We start from the raw sequence: 16,810 nt of genomic DNA on the forward strand, positions 1-16,810 counted from the left end.
AAATCTAAGGGGATTATCCGGAAGTTGGCAACGGCCATGCTTTCCCTGCCCGGCAATGGTGCCGGTACCGGAGCCTCCCCATGAACGAGCAAACCCAGAAGGTCGCCATCGTCACCGGCGCATCCCGCGGCATCGGCGCCGCCGTTGCCTCACGCCTTGCGAAGGATGGCTTCACCGTCGTCGTCAACTACGCCGGCAATTCACAGGCGGCCGAGGCCGTGGTGCGTGGTATCGAGGCCGGCGGCGGTCGTGCCATCACGGCACAGGCCGATGTTGCCAGCCCGGCCGATGTGCGTCGTCTTTTCGATACGGTGGAAGAGGTTTACGGCGGCGTCGATGTGCTCGTGAACAATGCCGGTGTCATGGCGCTTTCGCCCGTGGCGGACCTGAGCGACGAAGACCTGGACCGCCTGCTCGGCGTGAACGTGAAGGGCAGCTACTACACGATGCGCGAGGCGGCGAAGCGCCTGCGCCAGGGTGGCCGCATCGTGAACTTCTCGTCCAGCGTCGTCGCCTTGCTGCAACCGGGCTATGCGCCTTACGCCGCGACCAAGGCGGCCATCGAGGCCACCACCATGGTGCTGGCTCGCGAGCTGCGCGGTCGTGGCATCACCGTGAACGCGATCGCACCGGGGCCGACCGGCACCGAGCTGTTCTTCACGGGCAAGTCCGACGAGCTGATTGATCGCCTGGCGAAGCTCTCGCCGCTGGAGCGCCTGGGCACCCCGGATGACATCGCCGCCGCCGTCGCTTTCCTTGTCGGCCCGGACGGCAGCTGGATCAACGGCCAGGTGCTGCGCGCCAACGGCGGCGTGATCTGACCGCGCTCTTTCCCTGGAGACCCCATGCCATGAAACAAGTCATCCTGATCACTGGTGCGTCCAGCGGCTTTGGCCTGCTTACCGCCCGTGCGCTCGCCGAAGCCGGGCATACCGTCTACGCCAGCATGCGTGACCTTGCCGGCACCAACGCCGGCCGGTCGCAGGAGGTGCTGGCCGAGGCGAAGGAGCGCGGTATCGACCTGCGCACCGTCGAACTCGACGTCACCTCGGAAGCATCGGCCGAAAGTGCCATCAGCACGGTAATGGCGCGCGACGGGCGTCTGGACGTCCTGATCCATAACGCCGGACATATGGTATTCGGCCCGGCGGAAGCCTTTACCGCCGAACAGTACGCCCGGCTTTACGACGTGAATGTACTTGGCACCCAGCGGGTGAATCGCGCGGCCTTGCCGGTGATGCGCAAGCAGGGCCGGGGCCTGCTGGTCTGGGTGTCCAGCAGCAGCACCCGCGGCGGCACTCCTCCTTTCCTGGCGCCGTACTTTGCCGCCAAGGCTGCCATGGATTCGCTGGCCGTAACCTACGCGGGCGAACTGACCCGTTGGGGCATCGAGACGTCGATCATGGTGCCGGGGGCCTTCACCAAGGGAACCAACCATTTCCTCCATGCTGGCAAGCCGGATGACCCGCTACGTGCCGCCGCTTATCTCGATGGCCCGTACGCGGGCGTTCCGGACCAGGTGCTGGCCGGTCTTTCCGCACTGGAGCCGGCCGATGCCGACGCGTCGGAAGTAGCCCGGAAGATCGTCGAGGTGGTGGATATGCCCTTCGGCAAGCGCCCCTTCCGCGTACACGTCGATCCGTCGCAGGACGGGGCCGAGATCGTGAACGGCGTGGCCGACAGGGTACGCAGGGAGTTGTTCTATCGCGCTGGTATCGACGACCTGCTCGTTCCTGCCGGAACCTGACTGGCGATTTTCACGCGTTAAAGCCTGTTTGCGAACATTTTTCGCAAACAGGTCGTGAATTCGATAATGCGGGTTATATCCATGGAATGGATAAATACGAAAGCGCTGACGCAGGTTTCAGCAAATAAGTCAGAAGTAATGGTTGCGTCACGCCTTGTTGGCTAGCGTTCATATAAGTGAATGGCATATGCCGATATTGCGAAACCGGGAGGCGCAAGATATCGCAATATCCTGCGCATGTGGATCGATACACATATATATTTCAAGGTGTTGCATTACCAAGTTATTGCGAGGAATTTCCACTTTCACTTAATACTTGTTCCAGACCCGCAAAATTGGATGGTTGTGTTAACTGCTTGTAAATCGAAGGTGATGCTGGAAGACTCGAATACAAGACGAGGTATTCCCCATCTGTGACCTCGTTATTACCAGCGTTCTTCAGCCAACCTGATCATCGTATCGGGCCAGCTCACTTCGTCCAGAATTCAGGGTAAGGGTCATCATGAAACGCAATCAGCTCGCCGGCGCCTTGGCCGCGTTGCTCCTGGCTCCCGTTGCAAGTAGCGCGTGGGCGCAGTCCGCCGACAACGCCAACCAGCAGGACACAAAGACCAACCCGCAAAACCTGCAGACCATCACGGTCACGGGTTCGGCGATTCCGCGTATCGACACTGAAACCGCCTCGCCGGTGACCACGATCTCCGCCAAGGACATCGCCCGCAGCGGTTACACCACGATCACCGACGTGGTGCGCTCGATTTCTGCCGACAACAGCGGCTCGATTCCCAACAGCTTCACCAATGGTTTCGCGGCCGGCTCCTCCGGCGTGGCCCTGCGCGGCCTGACGGTCAACTCCACCCTAGTGCTGATCGACGGCCATCGCGCGGCCAACTACGCCGTGGCGGACGACGGCCAGCGCTCGTTCGTCGACCTGAATACGATCCCGCTCGCTGCGGTCGATCGCATCGAAGTGCTGAAGGACGGTGCCTCGTCGCTGTACGGCGCCGATGCCATCGCCGGCGTGGTCAACGTCATCCTCAAGCCGGGCTATCAGGGCGTGGAAGCATCCGCTGATGTGGGCAACTCCGCCCACGGTGGTGGCTTCACCCGCAAGGGAACCTTCCTGGCCGGCGGCGGCGACCTGAACAAGGACGGCTACAACGTCTACTTCAGCGCGCAGTACCAGGAAGACAATTCCATCAGTGCGGGAGACCGTGGCTTCCCGTACAACACGGCTGATCTCAGCCGTATTGGTGGTCCCAACCTCCAGGCCGGCCAGCCTTCGCAGAGTTCCGGTTCGATCTATGGTTCCGTTACGCCTGGCACGCTTGGTACGCCGGGTGATGTCACCACGGGTGTCGCGAACCAGGGGGCGACTTCCAGCATCCTGCAGGGTGGCTGCGGCGCCAAGGGTACGCAGACTACCGACAGCACCGGCACGTATTGCCAGCAGAACATGGTTTCGCAGTACGGCCAGATCCAGGCCAAGATGAAGCAGGGCGGCGCTTATGGCCGGTTGACGCTGAAGATCAACGATACGACCAAGGCATACGTGTCACTCAGCTACATGGAAACCAAGACCTATGCGGTCAATGGTCCGGCACAGATCCAGAACTCCACGCCGAACAACACCAACAACATCGCCCTGCCGGTGTACCTGAGTGACGGCGTCACCCTCAACCCGAACAACCCGTTCGCGGGCGCCGGCCAGGCTGCCCTGCTGAACTATGCTTTCGGCGACATTCCGCGTGGCACCAACTACGACAACCACAACCTGCGCATCGTCGGCGACATCGCGGGCACCTGGGGCGAGTGGAATTACGACGCAGCGCTGATCTTCAACCACACCAGCCTCGACACCCAGCAGTACGGCTACATCAACTACAACGCCCTGATCAACTCGATCAACAACGGCACCTACAACTTCATCAACCCCTCGTTGAACAGCGCTGCCGTTCGCAGCATGCTGGCGCCGGGCTACAACAAGACGTCCACGTCGGACCTCAACGCGCTGGATCTCTCCGCCAACCGTGCCCTGTTCGACCTGCCGGGCGGCTCGTTCGGCATGGCAACCGGCGTGCAGCTGCGTCATGAAGCGCAGGCCGATCCCACGCTGAACCCGGACAACGAATTCCAGGGCCTGGGCAATGCCCAGACCAACGGCAGCCGCAACGTCGCGGGTGCCTATCTCGAATTCGACGCACCGCTTTTGACCTCGCTGGAAGCCGACCTGTCCGGCCGCGTCGATCACTACTCCGATATCGGCACCGAATTCGCGCCCAAGCTGGGCCTGAAGTGGAAGCCGCTGGACTGGCTGGCCGTGCGTGGCACGTTCTCCAAGGGCGTGCGCGCTCCGAGCTTCTCGGAAAATGGTTCCAGCTCGAGCGAAGGCTTCACCAGCTACAGCCCGCCGCCGGATTTCGCCGCGGCGCACGGCAACAACGGCTATGTGCAGACCTACCAGCTGGCGCAGTTCACCGACGCCAACAAGAACATCAAGCCGGAGCGTGCCAAGAGCTACACGCTGGGCCTGGTGCTGCAGCCGACCAGCTGGCTGAATGCATCGTTCGACTACTATCACATCAAGAAGACCGATGTGATCACGCCGACCAGCCCGAATGCGATCCTGGCCGCCTACTACGCGGGCCAGCCGCTGCCGGAAGGTACTCAGGTCATCGCCGACAAGCCCGATCCGGAAAACCCGAACGCGCTGGCACGCCCGATCGAAGTGATCGGCAGCTATATCAACGCCAACTCGCTGAAGACCGACGGCCTCGACGTCGACCTGCAGGCGCACTTCACCTTCGCCAACGGCATTCAGTACATCTCCGAGTTCAACGGCACGGATATCTTCAGCTGGAAGCTCAAGCTGCCTGACGGCACCACGCAGTCGTTCGCCGGCACGCATGGTCCGTACAACCTGTCGTCGGGTGCGGGTACGCCGAGGTACCGTGAGTCGTGGGCGAACACCATGATCTGGCACGACCTCACGCTGACCGGCACGCTGTACCACACCAGCGGCCTGAAGAACACGGCGCCCGACGTCTACGGCACCGAGTGCATTCCGGATGGCTACGACAGCTGCCACGTGGGCTCGTTCACCGAGCTGAACCTCACCGGCAGCTACCAGTTCACGCCGCGCATCTCGGTCACCGCGTCCATCATGAACGCGCTGGACCGCAAGGCTCCGCTGGACGTCGCCAACTACGCGGCCGTCAACTACAACCCCACCTATGCGCAGGACGGCGCCATCGGCCGGTTCTACAACCTGGGTGTGAAGGTCAAGCTGTAAGCCTGACCCCAACGCTTGACCATGAATGGCGCGCCGCAAGGCGCGCCATTTTTTTGCCCTGTAGGAGCGCGCCTCGCGCGCGACCGGTGTGGCCCCGCCCTCCCGGGTCGCGCGCTAGGCGCGCTCCTACAGGAAATTTAGTACACCTATTGATATTTCAGAATTAAAATATATATTTGTGAGGGAAGCCATCCCGGACCCTCCCATGAGCGATTTCGCCCCCACCGAAGCCCGCCTTCAGGTCACCCGCACCAAGTACCCGGCCTTCCCGCGCCAGCCGGCGGCCCTGGTGCGCCTGGTGAAGCACCTGTTCAAGGAGATGAGCGACCAGGCCAACGCCACGCTGCGGGCCTACGGGATCAACCATCCCGAGTACAACATCCTGATGATGCTGTATGGCTCGACGGACAACGCCCTGCATCCCTCCCAGCTGGCCGATGCGGCGGGCGAGAAGTCGGCGAACGTCACCCGGCTGACCACCCAGCTCTGCGACAAGGGCTTTATCGCCCGCTCGGGTAGCGAGGACGACCGCCGCAAGGTCACCCTTACCCTCACCCCGAAAGGCATCGCGCTGATCGAGAGCTTCATGCCCGAGATCATCACGTTGCTTCACCGGCAGACGCGTAACCTGTCCGAGACCGAGCAGGGGCAGTTGGAGACCCTGCTCAAGAAGATGCTGGCCGGCTTCGGGGAATGAGCGAGCGCTCGTCATGTCGACCGTGAACCCTACAAACGCCGCTCCCCCCTTCCGTCAGGTGCTCGCCGAGAGCCTGCGCGAAGAAGCGTCGGTGTGGCTGTTCGTCGTCAAGACGCTGATCTCGTTTTTTGCAGCCGGATGGCTGGCGATGCGCTTCGACCTGCCGGCACCGTCTACGGCGATGCTGACCACGATCATCGTGGCCAACCGCCAGTCGGGCATGGTGCTGGCAAAGAGCTTCTACCGCACCATCGGCACCCTGACCGGGGCGACGGCCGCGATCGGCATCGTGGCGTCCTTTCCCCAGCAGCGCGACCTCTTCCTGGTGGCGCTGTCACTGTGGATCGGCCTGTGTGCGGGCGGTGCCACGCTGTATCGCAACTTCAAGTCCTACGCCTTCGTGCTGGCCGGCTATACGGCGGCCATCGTGGCAGTACCGGTGATCGACAATCCGCCGGGCGTATTCGATTCCGCCGTGGCACGTATCAGCGAGGTATTGCTGGGCCTGCTGGTAAGTGGGGTGGTCAACGACGTGGTGTTTCCCAGCCGCATGCGCGATGTGCTTCGCCGTGCGGCACGCGACCAGTTCGCGCACTTCGTGGGTTTCGTGCGTGACAGTACGGAGGGCGCCATTCCCCGTGATGCGATGGAAAAGGCCCATCTTCGCTTCGTGCGCGCGGCGGTAACGCTGGAAGACCTGCGCAGCTCGGTGATCTTCGAGGATGCCGAAGCACGTGCGCGAAGCAACCACATGCGCCTTTTCAACCAGCGCTTCATGGCAGCATCCACCAGCTTCCAGTCGTTGCATCACCTCATCAACCGCCTGAAGCGCGCTAAGCGGACGCGCACGGCGGATACGCTGATAAAGCTTTACGCCCCACTGGGCGAGGCATTGCATGCGCCGATCGATGCCGGTCTTGCCGCACGCGTGCTGTTGCCGCGAATCGTTATGGCGCGCGATGCCATGCGTCGCCAGGCTCTCGAGTTGCGCACGACGCTCGACGATCCGCAGGATCTGCGTGATTTCGATACGGGCGCCTCGCTGCTTGGTCGCTTTGCCGAGGAGCTGCATGCCTATGTGGATGCGGCCGCCTCGCTGCAGTCGCCGCGTGTCATTGGCGGCTCGGCCGAACGCGTGAGCTTCGACCGGGGTAACGATTTCATCGGTGCGGGCATCGCCACCTTCCGTACTACGCTGACGATGCTGGTGCTCGGTGCGTTCTGGATCGAAAGCGCATGGCCCATGGGTGCAAGCGCCATGCTGCTGGCGACGATCTTTGCGGGCCTGTTCGCCACCACGCCGAATCCCACGCGGGTAACCTGGCTGGTCATGCTCGGCTATCTCGCGGGCATGGTGGCGGGCTTTGTCTGCCTGTTCTTCGTGCTGACGCAGGTGGATGGCTATGGCCTGCTCATCATTGGCGTGGCGCCGTTCCTTGCCATCGGACTCGTGATGATGATGACGCCGAGCCTGGCCTCGATCGGCCTGGGCTGGGCGATGGGTTTCGCCTACATCCTCGCGCTGAAGAATGTGCAGACCTACGATCCGGCACACTTCATCAACGACGCCATTGCCCAGGTCATCGGCCTGGGTGCGGCGGCGGCATCCTTCGTGGTGATTCCGCCGGCCATCGGCAGTGCGTGGCTGCGTCGTCGCCAGCTGGCCCGTCTGCGTTCCCAGGTGGCGCTGGCTGCCGAAGCGCCGTTGCCGGGTCTTCGCCATCGCTTTGAAAGCGTGAACCACGATCTTGTCAGCCAGGTCGTGGCGCAGACCCAGCCGGGCAGCGCCGATTCACGCGCGCTCATTGCATGGGCGCTGGCGGTGCACGAGACCGGCCGTGCGCTGATCGAACTGCGTCACGACATGGGGCGCCGCGACGTGCCCGGCACCCTGCGTCCCTACCTCGACGAAGCACTGCACACGCTCGCGCGCTTCTACGAGAAACCCGATGCACCCGGTTATCTGCTCGCGCGCGATGCCGTGGCCACGGCCATCGCCAGCGTCGGCGAGCACCAGGGCGAGGGTTACCTGCTCGAACACCTTCATCTGGTCCGGCTGGCGTTGCTCGATGGCGAATCCGTGCTCGCCGCGTACATGCCGACCGCCCCGCTCACCAAGGACATCGCCCATGCCTCGTGAAATCGCCCTCGGCGACGCCCTCGTTCCGGGGCTGCTCGTCCTTTTCGTCCTGTCGTTGCTGCTGCTCTGGCTGCTGGATGCGATCGCCGGCCGTTTCGGTCTGTACCGGCTGGTCTGGCATCCGCCGCTGTTTCGCCTGGCCGTCTTCGTCTGTGTCTTCGGCGCCTTCGCGCTGTTCCTGATCTGAGTGATATCGCCATGAAACTCGCCACCGTCGTCCGCTTCGCCGTCACCGCGGTCATCGTCGTCATCGCTGCCTTCGTCGGCCATGCGTTGTGGAAGCACTACATGTATTCGCCATGGACACGCGATGGCCGCGTGCGTGCGGAGATCGTACGCATCGCGCCCGATGTCGCCGGCCTGGTCACCGATGTACGCGTGGTGGACAACCAGACGGTAAAGAAGGGCGACCTGCTTTTCGTGGTGGATCGCGCACGCTACGAGAACGCCGTGGCCCAGGCCCAGGCCAACCTCAATGCGGCCGAAGCCTCGGCGCGTGCCTCGGGCGCCAACATCAACGCGGCCAGCGCCAGCGCCCAGCAGAGCCGGTCCAACTACGAGATGTACGAGGCGCAGTCGGAGCGTCGCCAGAAGCTCATCAACAACGTGATCTCGGCCGAAGACAAGGCCAACGCCCAGGCCGCCGCCAACGCAGCCAAGGCCGGCTGGCAGGCCGCGCAGGCCAGCACCCGCCAGGCCTCTGCGGCGCAGGAGCAGGCCCTTGCCGCCGTAGCCCAGGCCCAGGTCGAACTGGCCGCCGCGCAGCTCAACCTCGACCGCACGGAAGTGCGGGCGCCGGTGGATGGCTACGTCACCAATCTCGATGTGCGCGTGGGCGATTACGCCAGCGCGGGCAGCGCACGACTGGCCCTGATCGACAGCCACTCCTACTGGATCTACGGCTATTTCGAGGAAACCAAGTTGCCGGGCCTGCGCGTGGGTGACGCGGTGGATATCCGCCTGATGAGCGGCGGCGTGCGCTTGCAGGGTCGAGTGGAAAGCATCGCCCGCGGCATCACCGATGCAGACAACCCCACGGGCAGCGACCTGTTGGCCTCGGTGAACCCCACCTTCAACTGGGTGCGCCTGGCGCAGCGCGTACCGGTACGCGTGAAGATCGACACCGACCACCTGCCGGCCGGTACGGTGCTGGCTGCGGGCATGACAGCCACCCTGGTAGTACACCCGACGGGCCCTACCAACCAGGTCGCCGAACGCTGACCCCATGTAGGAGCGCGCCTCGCGCGCGACCGGTACGGAGCGATCATCCCCGGTCGCGCGCAAGGCGCGCTCCTACAGAAGACGGGCTGGGGCCGGTGTAGCCGCCCGCCAGCTGGTTGAGGTGAGCACGGTCTCACCGCTGGTGATCTCGCGGACTGCCCAAGGCGACATCCGGTTTTCTTCCTGGCCGCGCAGGGCTGGCCAGACCGCCTCCGTTCAGGCGTCCAGGTCCGGGATGAGACGGCTCTCGATGCGTGAGATGGCGTCCTTCAGCTGGAGCTTGCGCTTTTTCATGCGGGTGAGCTGGAGCTCGTCGCGGCTGATGGTTTCGACAAGTTGCTCGATGGCCGAGTCGAGCTGGCGATGCTCGACTTTCAGCTCGGCGAGCATGCGGTTGAGTTCGGTCGGGTCCTGAACCTGCATGGCGAAAGGCCGGGCGAAGGGGGGAAAGGTGCAAGTCTACCTCCCGGCGCGGCGGCCCGCAGCGGCTACAATAGGGGGCCGCCCGTCTCAAAGCCCGCCCGATGTCCGCCTCCCTCGAAACCGCCCGCAAGCAGACCTACGAAGCCGCCAAGCTGGCCAAGCGCCTGCGCCGGCAGGTGGGCCAGGCCATCGCCGATTTCGGGATGATCGAGGACGGCGACAAGGTGATGGTGTGCCTGTCGGGCGGCAAGGATTCCTACACGATGCTCGATATCCTGCTTTCGTTGCAGGCCAAGGCGCCCGTGCGCTTCGAGATCGTGGCGGTCAACCTCGACCAGAAGCAGCCCGACTTTCCGGAACACGTGCTGCCGGAGTACCTCACGGCGCGCGGCGTACCGTTCCACATCATCGAACAGGACACCTACAGCGTCGTGACCCGCGTGATCCCGCAGGGCAAGACAATGTGCAGCCTGTGCTCGCGGATGCGCCGTGGTGCGCTCTACCAGTGGGCCGCCGCCAACGGCATCACGAAGATCGCCCTGGGCCATCATCGCGACGACATCCTGGGTACCTTCTTCCTGAACATGTTCTATCAGGGCAGCCTGAAGGCCATGCCGCCGAAGCTGCTTTCGGACGACGGCCGTCACGTGGTGATCCGCCCGCTGGCCTACTGCCACGAGGACGACATCGCCGCGTTCGCCGAGGCCAGGGCGTTCCCCATCATCCCCTGCAACCTCTGCGGCTCGCAGGAAAACCTCCAGCGCAAGGTGGTGAAGCGGATGATGGTGGAATGGGAAAAGAACCATCCCGGCCGCAGTGAGACGATCTTCCGCGCCCTGGGCAACGTGGCTCCGTCGCAGCTGGCTGATCGCGGCCTGTTCGACTTCGCCAGCCTGGGCGCACGCGAAGGTGCGGTACGCGCCGACGCGCACGAATGGCTTTCCGGTGGCGACACCGGTGACGACAACGACTGATCCTTCCACCTTTAGACGCTTCAAGGCCTGCCGATCATGACTCTCTTTTCCTCCGTGGAACTCGCCCCGCGCGACCCGATCCTTGGCCTCAACGAAGCCTATGGCGCCGATACCCGCGCCGATAAGGTCAATCTCGGCGTCGGCGTGTACTACGACGCCAATGGCCGCCTCCCGCTGCTCAAGGCCGTGCAGCAGGTCGAGGACGAACGCGTGAAGGCCCACCTCCCGCGCGGCTACCTGCCCATCGACGGCATTGCGCTCTACAACGCCGGCGTGCAGAAACTACTGTTCGGCGCCGCCTCGCCGCTGCTGGAAGATCGCCGCGTGGTCACCGCCCAGGCCCTCGGCGGCACGGGCGCGCTGAAGGTCGGCGCCGATTTCCTCAAGCGTCTGAATCCGGACGTGCCGGTCGCCATCAGCACACCCAGCTGGGAAAACCACCGTGCCCTGTTCGAATCGGCCGGCTTCCAGGTGGTGGAATACCCGTACTACGACGCGGCCACGCACGGCCTCAACCTCGACGGTATGCTCGATGCCCTGGGCAAGCTGCCCACGGGCGCCGTCGTCGTGCTGCACGCCTGCTGCCATAACCCCACGGGCGTGGATCTCGCCACGGCCGACTGGAAGCGCGTGATCGACATCGTGCGCGAGCGCGGCCTCGTGCCCTTCCTCGACATTGCCTACCAGGGCTTCGGCGACGGCATCGAGGAAGACGCCACCGCCGTGCGCCAGTTCGCCGACGCAGGCGTGGCGTTCTTCGTCGCCAGCTCGTTCTCGAAGTCGTTCTCGCTGTACGGCGAGCGCGTGGGTGCGCTGTCCATCGTCACCGGTTCGCACGACGAAGCCGTGCGCGTGCAGTCGCAGCTGAAGCGCATCATCCGCACCAACTACTCGAACCCGCCGACGCATGGCGGTTCCATCGTGTCCGCCGTGCTCAACCACGACGAACTGCGCAAGGTGTGGGAAGAAGAGCTGGGCGGCATGCGCCAGCGCATCCGTCAGATGCGCAGCGGCCTCGTGCAGCGTCTGGCAAAGGTGGGCGACTTCAGCTTCATCCAGACACAGCGCGGCATGTTCTCCTACTCCGGCCTGTCGGCCGCGCAGGTGGATCGCCTGCGTGAGGAGTTCGGCATCTATGCCGTGAGCACGGGGCGCATCTGCGTGGCCGCGCTGAACGACGGCAACATCGATCGCGTCGCCGACGCGATCGCCAAGGTCGTCTGACCGTTTAGACTGGACCGTTCGCCGGCGGGCGCCTTGCGCCCGCCACGGCCCTTCATTCGCCAGAGAATCCCTGATACATGTTCTTTCGCAATCTCACGCTGTTCCGCTTTTCCGCTACCGTTTCCGACGACCTCGAACGCCTCGACGAAGCCCTGCCCGAACACCGCCTGCGCCCCGTGGGGCCCATGGAGCTGTCCACGCGTGGCTTCGTGTCGCCGCTGGGTCGCAACGACGAGGCGCTGACGCACAGCGTGGGCCGCAACACGATGGTCACCGTGGGCAGCGAGGATAAGCTCCTGCCTTCGTCGGTCGTGAACGACGAGCTGGCCAACCGCGTGCAGAAGATCGTGGACGAGGAAGGCCGCAAGGTCAGCGGCCGCGAACGCAAGCGCATGAAAGACGACGTCATGAACGAGCTGCTGCCGCGTGCCTTCGTGCGCAGCTCCCGCATGCGCGCCTACGCCGACAAAAAGAATGGCTGGCTGGTGCTCGACACCTCCAGTCGCAAGTCGGCTGAGAATACGTTGAGCCAGGTTCGCGAAGCGCTGGGCAGCTTCCCGGCCGTGCCGCTGGCACCGGAAGAATCCCCCCGCATCCTGATGACCCACTGGGTCGCATCCGGCGACCTGCCGGGTGGCCTGGCGCTGGGCGACGAATGTGAACTGCGTGATCCGGCCACGGCCTCGGGCGCCATTGCGCGCTGCCGCCGCCAGGATCTCGACACCGATGAGATTCGCGAGCACCTGCGCACGGGAAAACAGGTCTTCCAGCTTGGTTTGGTCTTCGATGACCGCATCTCCTTCGTACTTGGCGAAGACCTGATCCTGCGTAAAATCAAGTTCACCGACGTCGTGCTGGATGAACAGGCCGACAGCCCCGAATCCGCCGCGGCCGAGATGGACGCGAACTTCTCCCTCATGGCCCTCGAATACGAGCGCCTGCTGGGCAAGCTGGAAGAGTGGTTCAAACTGCCGCGTCCGGAGTAAGCGTCGCAGTCGGTGACACGGGTGGATGGGATGTTCGTCGGGATACGCACGAGAACCGGCACATGGCATCAGACGATAGCGAGTGGCTTGAGCTCTCCACCCCCACCGGCGGCACCATCCGGGTGCTGAAGGCGGCGCATCCGCGTGCGCGTCGCCTTCGCCTCACGGTAACGCCCAAGGGGGCGAGGCTCACCTATCCCAACGGCACCCACCCGGCGCAGATGACGGCCTTCCTGCGCCATCACGCCGACTGGCTGGAGCAGAAGCTCGGCGAATTCCATATGGATTCGGTGCCGCTGCCGCGTCTGCGCGTGGGCGTGCCAGCCACGTTCCCCTTCCGTGGTGAGGGCATCACGCTGGACTGGGCCGAGGGGCCTTATCCGAAGGTCGAGGCGCACGAAGGTGGGCTCACGCTCATGATTCCCGGCCCGCACAGCCGGGCCTTGCTGGTTGCGCGTGGCCTGCTGGCGAGTCACTTCGAGGCGCAGATCCGCCGCGATGTGTCGCGCTGGCTGCCGGCCTATATTCCGCAGATCAATGCGGCGCCCACGGCGTTGCGCATCCGCCCGTTGAAGAGCCTGTGGGGAAGCCTGGATACGCGTGATCGCATCAACCTCGATCTCGCGCTGGCGCTCGCACCGCCCGCAGCATTGCGCTACGTGCTGGTTCACGAGCTTTGCCACCTCAAGGTGCGCAATCACTCGCCGCGTTTCTGGCATTGGGTGGAAAACCTGATGCCCGATCACAAGGAGCAGCGTACGTGGTTGCGGGCACATGGCAGCGAGCTGAAGATGCAGCTGGATAGGCTGGTGGCCGACGTGGCGGATTGACGGCGGCAGGCTTTTGCAGGGGATGCCATATCCGGTCGCGCGCAAGGCGCGCTCCTACAAGGCCGCGATTACCACCCAACTTCAGGAACGCGCCCCACGCGCGACAGGCCCGCGACCACGCCACAACAAACACGCCCCCCTGTAGGAGCGCGCCTGCGCGCGACCGTTCATGCCGAAACGTAAAAAAGAGGGCGCCAAAAGCGCCCCTTCTTCGTCAATGCGCCAGCGCAAAACTGCTCAACACCCGCGCCGTTTCTTCAGGCTTCTCCAGCATCGGCATGTGCCCGCAACCGCTGAGCACCGTGGCACCAATGGCCGGTGCACTCTTCAACCCGCTACGCAGCGTATCCAGTGCCGACACGTCGATCAGCTTGTCGTCATGGCACCAAAGACCCAGCACCGGCATGTTGAGCTTGCCGATCACCGGATCGAGCGCAAAGGCCTGCTCCGGACGCTTCAGCTCATCGAACGTACGCGCGATGAAATCGTGATCCTTGCGGTTGCGCGCCAAGAGCGCATCTTCCACGCGGCCCGGAAGGTGCGGCGGCTTCAGGAAAGTCAGCGCAAGGATGGCTTCCAGATCGGCACGGTTTTCCATCAGGAACGGATTCTTGCCGGCCTTCACCTCGCGGGTGAAATCGTTGTCCTTGAAGGTCAGCCCCAGGGAGCTGACCAGCGCCAGGCTGGCGACGCGCTGCGGGTGTTGCTCGGCGTAGACGCCGGCGATGGCCCCCCCCATGGACTGGCCCACCAGCATGAAGCGCTGCGCGCCCACGGCGGCCACGAAATTCTCCAGGCGCGTGGCCTGGGCGGGAATGCCGTAGTCGCCACCGGCATTGCGCGAGGATTCGCCCCAGCCCGGCAGGTCGGGAACGATCACGTGGAAATGGCTGCCGAGGCTTTTTACCATCTCCAGCCATACTTCCTTGTTCGATGCGAAGCCGTGCAGCAGCACGATGGTGGGGCCTTCACCGCCTTCGTAATACGACCAGGTGGTGTCGCCGGCAACGACGGTCTTCTTTTCCACATGCGCCTGCATGGCCAGGCGTGCGGCATCGGCCTTCAGCAGAAGCTGCGGGGCAAACAGGTAGACCAGGCCCGCGCCGACACCCAGCACGAGCGCCACGACGACGAGGAACTTCAACCGGCGCAGGAGCAGGCGCTGCCAGAGGGGACGCGAGCTGGTGGAGAGGGTGGGGGTCTTGGCCATGGATTGGGGAGATCCGGATATGTGACGCCCCGCAAGATGCGGGGCGCGGGCTCAGGATGCAAGCCTTGCGGGGGCCCTGAGAGCCCCCGCAGGTTCCTGCGTCACTTCTTCTTCGAGGTGCCGGCGAGAATGCGCTCGACCGCCTGCTGAGTCAGCGGGTGGTAGCCGCTCTTTGCCTTGGCGTAGACGTCCTTGGCGTACGCGAGGCCTTCCGGCGTGCGGGCGAAGGCGCGGTAGATCGGCATGGACAGGTACATGCGGCCGATGCGGGTGATGTGCTCGGCGGCGGCCGTCCACACGTCCTTGTCGCCTGCGGCGATGGCGTGGCTGTACCAGCGCATGCCGATTTCCGCGTTCGGCGTGCCGGTGAGGTGCCAGGCGGCGTCGATGGCCTTGATGCGGTCCAGCGGCGTCACGTCAGGCAGGCGATCGAGGAAGTACATCCATTCCTGCGTATTCCAGCCCTTGGCATCGAGCTTTGCCGCATCGAGCTTGCCGGCGAGGAAGTCGGTGCGCTCTTTATCGATGGCATCGAAGCGCGGCGACGTCGGCAGGGGCGCATCCTTCGGGATGCCCGGCTGCCAGATCCACTGACGCGCCTCGGCTTCGCTCATCTTGCCCGGGTACTTGTCGAGCAGATTGGCCTTCATGTAAGCGAACATCGTTTCCGTGTCGATGCTCTGGAAGGCGAAGTGCGCGAAATAGCCCTTCAGGTAAGTGTCGAACGTGTCGCGGCCGAAACGCTGTTCCAGCGTGCGCAGGAACCACGAACCCTTGTCATAGGCCACGGACGACAGCGAATCGTCGGCGCCTACGCCGTGCGGTTCCGGCGCCAGCTTCTGCGAATTGGCCGGGATGTCGCCGATGGTCTTTTGCAGCTCGCGTGCGGAAAGCAGGGCTTCCTCGTCGGCCTGCACCTTGCCGTACACGGCCTCGGTGATGCGGCCCTGAACGTAGGTGGTGAAGCCTTCGTTCAACCAGATGTCGCGCCAGGCAGCGCTGGTGACGAGGTTGCCCGACCACGAGTGCGCCAGTTCGTGCGACACCAGCGACACGAGGCTCTTGTCGCCCACCAGTACCGTCGGCGTGGCGAAGGTCATGTTCGGGTTTTCCATGCCACCGAACGGAAATGACGGCGGCAGCACGAGCAGGTCGTAGCGACCCCAGGCATAGGGGCCGTAAAGCTTTTCCGTGGTGGCAATGAGCTTTTCGGTGTCTTCGAACTCATGGGCCGCCTTGCCGACGACACTCGGTTCCGCATACACGGCACTGCGCGGGCCGGTTTCCTTCACCGCGATATCGCCCGCGGCGATCGCGAGCAGATAGGAGGGAATGGGGTGCGGCTGGTCGAAGGTGAAGCTGCCATCCAGCGGATGCTTTGCATCGTTGATGGCGCTCATCACCACGCGGATGTCCTTCGGCGCCGTCACATGGGCGTCGTAGGTGAAGCGAACGGCCGGCGAATCCTGCAGCGGCACCCACGAACGCGCGTGGATGGATTCTGACTGCGAGAACATGAAGGGCTGCTTCTTGTCGGCGGTCTGTTCCGGTGTGAGCCACTGCAGGCCCGATGCTTCGGGCACCGTGACATAGGTGATGCGCACGCTGGCCGGGTGCGAGGGGGCGTCGATGGTGAGCTTCGAGCCCAGTTCCTTGTCGCGCGGCGCCAGGGCGAATTTCAGCGGCGACGCCTTGCCCGCGGCATCCAGGCTCTCCACCGAGGCGATCTTCAGGTCGCGGGTATCAAGGACCAGGGACTTCGCCTCGCCGTCCTTCCAGTCGAGCTTCAGCGTGGCGTTGCCGGCCAGCTCGCGCTTGCCGAAGTCCAGCTTCAGGTCGAGGTCGAGGTGGGTGACCTTCACCACCTCCGGCTGGGCGTAGGAATGCGGGTCGGCGGCGAAAGCCACGACGGGGAAGGCCATGGTGATGGCGGCAAAGGGAAGAAGGCGCATGGAGCGTTTCCACAGTCAGGAAGGCCCCAGTATGCCATTGTCGGCCACCGGGGCCCCAGCCAGGCCTTCTGCTGTGGCAGAGAGACTGGCCGGGGCCCTGCGTGGCAGGCCTCG

14 protein-coding genes are annotated in these 16,810 nt (G+C 64.2%); 11 read left to right on the top strand and 3 right to left on the bottom strand.

Going from position 1 to position 16,810, the window contains the following annotated elements:
• Positions 1-80: 80 nt before the first annotated feature.
• From KR767_RS08375 to KR767_RS08405, 7 genes are all read left to right on the top strand, one after another.
• The gene (locus KR767_RS08375) at positions 81-821 is read left to right on the top strand and encodes an SDR family oxidoreductase (RefSeq protein WP_166946209.1); all 741 of its coding nucleotides are present in this window, start codon (positions 81-83) and stop codon (positions 819-821) included.
• A gap of 29 nt (positions 822-850) precedes the next feature.
• Positions 851-1,747 (top strand): SDR family oxidoreductase, encoded by an 897-nt coding sequence (locus KR767_RS08380; RefSeq protein WP_250878792.1) that lies wholly within the window; start codon positions 851-853, stop codon positions 1,745-1,747.
• 502 nt (positions 1,748-2,249) lie between these two features.
• A complete protein-coding gene (locus KR767_RS08385) occupies positions 2,250-5,039 on the top strand; it encodes a TonB-dependent receptor domain-containing protein (RefSeq protein WP_250878793.1) in 2,790 nt (929 codons plus the stop codon).
• A 205-nt stretch (positions 5,040-5,244) separates the two neighbouring features.
• Positions 5,245-5,736, top strand: a complete 492-nt coding sequence (locus KR767_RS08390) for a MarR family winged helix-turn-helix transcriptional regulator (RefSeq protein WP_250878794.1) — start codon at positions 5,245-5,247, stop codon at positions 5,734-5,736.
• Positions 5,737-5,749: 13 nt separating this feature from the next.
• Positions 5,750-7,876, top strand: coding sequence for an FUSC family protein (locus tag KR767_RS08395; RefSeq protein ID WP_250878795.1), 2,127 nt, complete (start codon positions 5,750-5,752; stop codon positions 7,874-7,876).
• Complete coding sequence (locus tag KR767_RS08400; RefSeq protein WP_250878796.1) at positions 7,866-8,063, top strand: DUF1656 domain-containing protein; 198 nt, start codon at positions 7,866-7,868, stop codon at positions 8,061-8,063. Before KR767_RS08395 ends, KR767_RS08400 begins: the two co-directional genes overlap by 11 nt.
• Before the next feature lie 11 nt (positions 8,064-8,074).
• A complete protein-coding gene (locus tag KR767_RS08405) occupies positions 8,075-9,097 on the top strand; it encodes an HlyD family secretion protein (RefSeq protein WP_250878797.1) in 1,023 nt (340 codons plus the stop codon).
• A gap of 216 nt (positions 9,098-9,313) precedes the next feature.
• On the opposite strand, the gene KR767_RS08410 is transcribed toward KR767_RS08405, so the two are convergent.
• The gene (locus KR767_RS08410; protein WP_166946451.1) at positions 9,314-9,520 is read right to left on the bottom strand and encodes a YdcH family protein; all 207 of its coding nucleotides are present in this window, start codon (positions 9,518-9,520) and stop codon (positions 9,314-9,316) included.
• A 101-nt stretch (positions 9,521-9,621) separates the two neighbouring features.
• Between KR767_RS08410 and ttcA the strand changes: the two genes are divergently transcribed.
• From ttcA to KR767_RS08430, 4 genes are all read left to right on the top strand, one after another.
• The gene (gene ttcA, locus KR767_RS08415; protein WP_250878798.1) at positions 9,622-10,494 is read left to right on the top strand and encodes a tRNA 2-thiocytidine(32) synthetase TtcA; all 873 of its coding nucleotides are present in this window, start codon (positions 9,622-9,624) and stop codon (positions 10,492-10,494) included.
• Between the two features lie 36 nt (positions 10,495-10,530).
• Complete coding sequence (locus tag KR767_RS08420) at positions 10,531-11,718, top strand: amino acid aminotransferase (protein ID WP_250878799.1); 1,188 nt, start codon at positions 10,531-10,533, stop codon at positions 11,716-11,718.
• Between the two features lie 77 nt (positions 11,719-11,795).
• Entirely contained in the window at positions 11,796-12,704 is a 909-nt protein-coding gene (locus KR767_RS08425) for a recombination-associated protein RdgC (protein ID WP_166946227.1), read from the top strand.
• Between the two features lie 62 nt (positions 12,705-12,766).
• Positions 12,767-13,534, top strand: a complete 768-nt coding sequence (locus tag KR767_RS08430) for a M48 family metallopeptidase (protein WP_250878800.1) — start codon at positions 12,767-12,769, stop codon at positions 13,532-13,534.
• Positions 13,535-13,748: 214 nt separating this feature from the next.
• Here the strand turns inward: KR767_RS08430 and KR767_RS08435 are convergent, their stop codons facing one another.
• Positions 13,749-14,744, bottom strand: a complete 996-nt coding sequence (locus tag KR767_RS08435; RefSeq protein WP_243852965.1) for an alpha/beta fold hydrolase — start codon at positions 14,742-14,744, stop codon at positions 13,749-13,751.
• 101 nt (positions 14,745-14,845) lie between these two features.
• Entirely contained in the window at positions 14,846-16,696 is a 1,851-nt protein-coding gene (locus KR767_RS08440; RefSeq protein ID WP_250878801.1) for a M1 family metallopeptidase, read from the bottom strand.
• Between the last annotated feature and the right edge of the window lie 114 nt (positions 16,697-16,810).

Origin of the sequence: Luteibacter anthropi (assembly GCF_023699965.1) — a bacterium.
GTDB lineage: Bacteria > Pseudomonadota > Gammaproteobacteria > Xanthomonadales > Rhodanobacteraceae > Luteibacter > Luteibacter anthropi.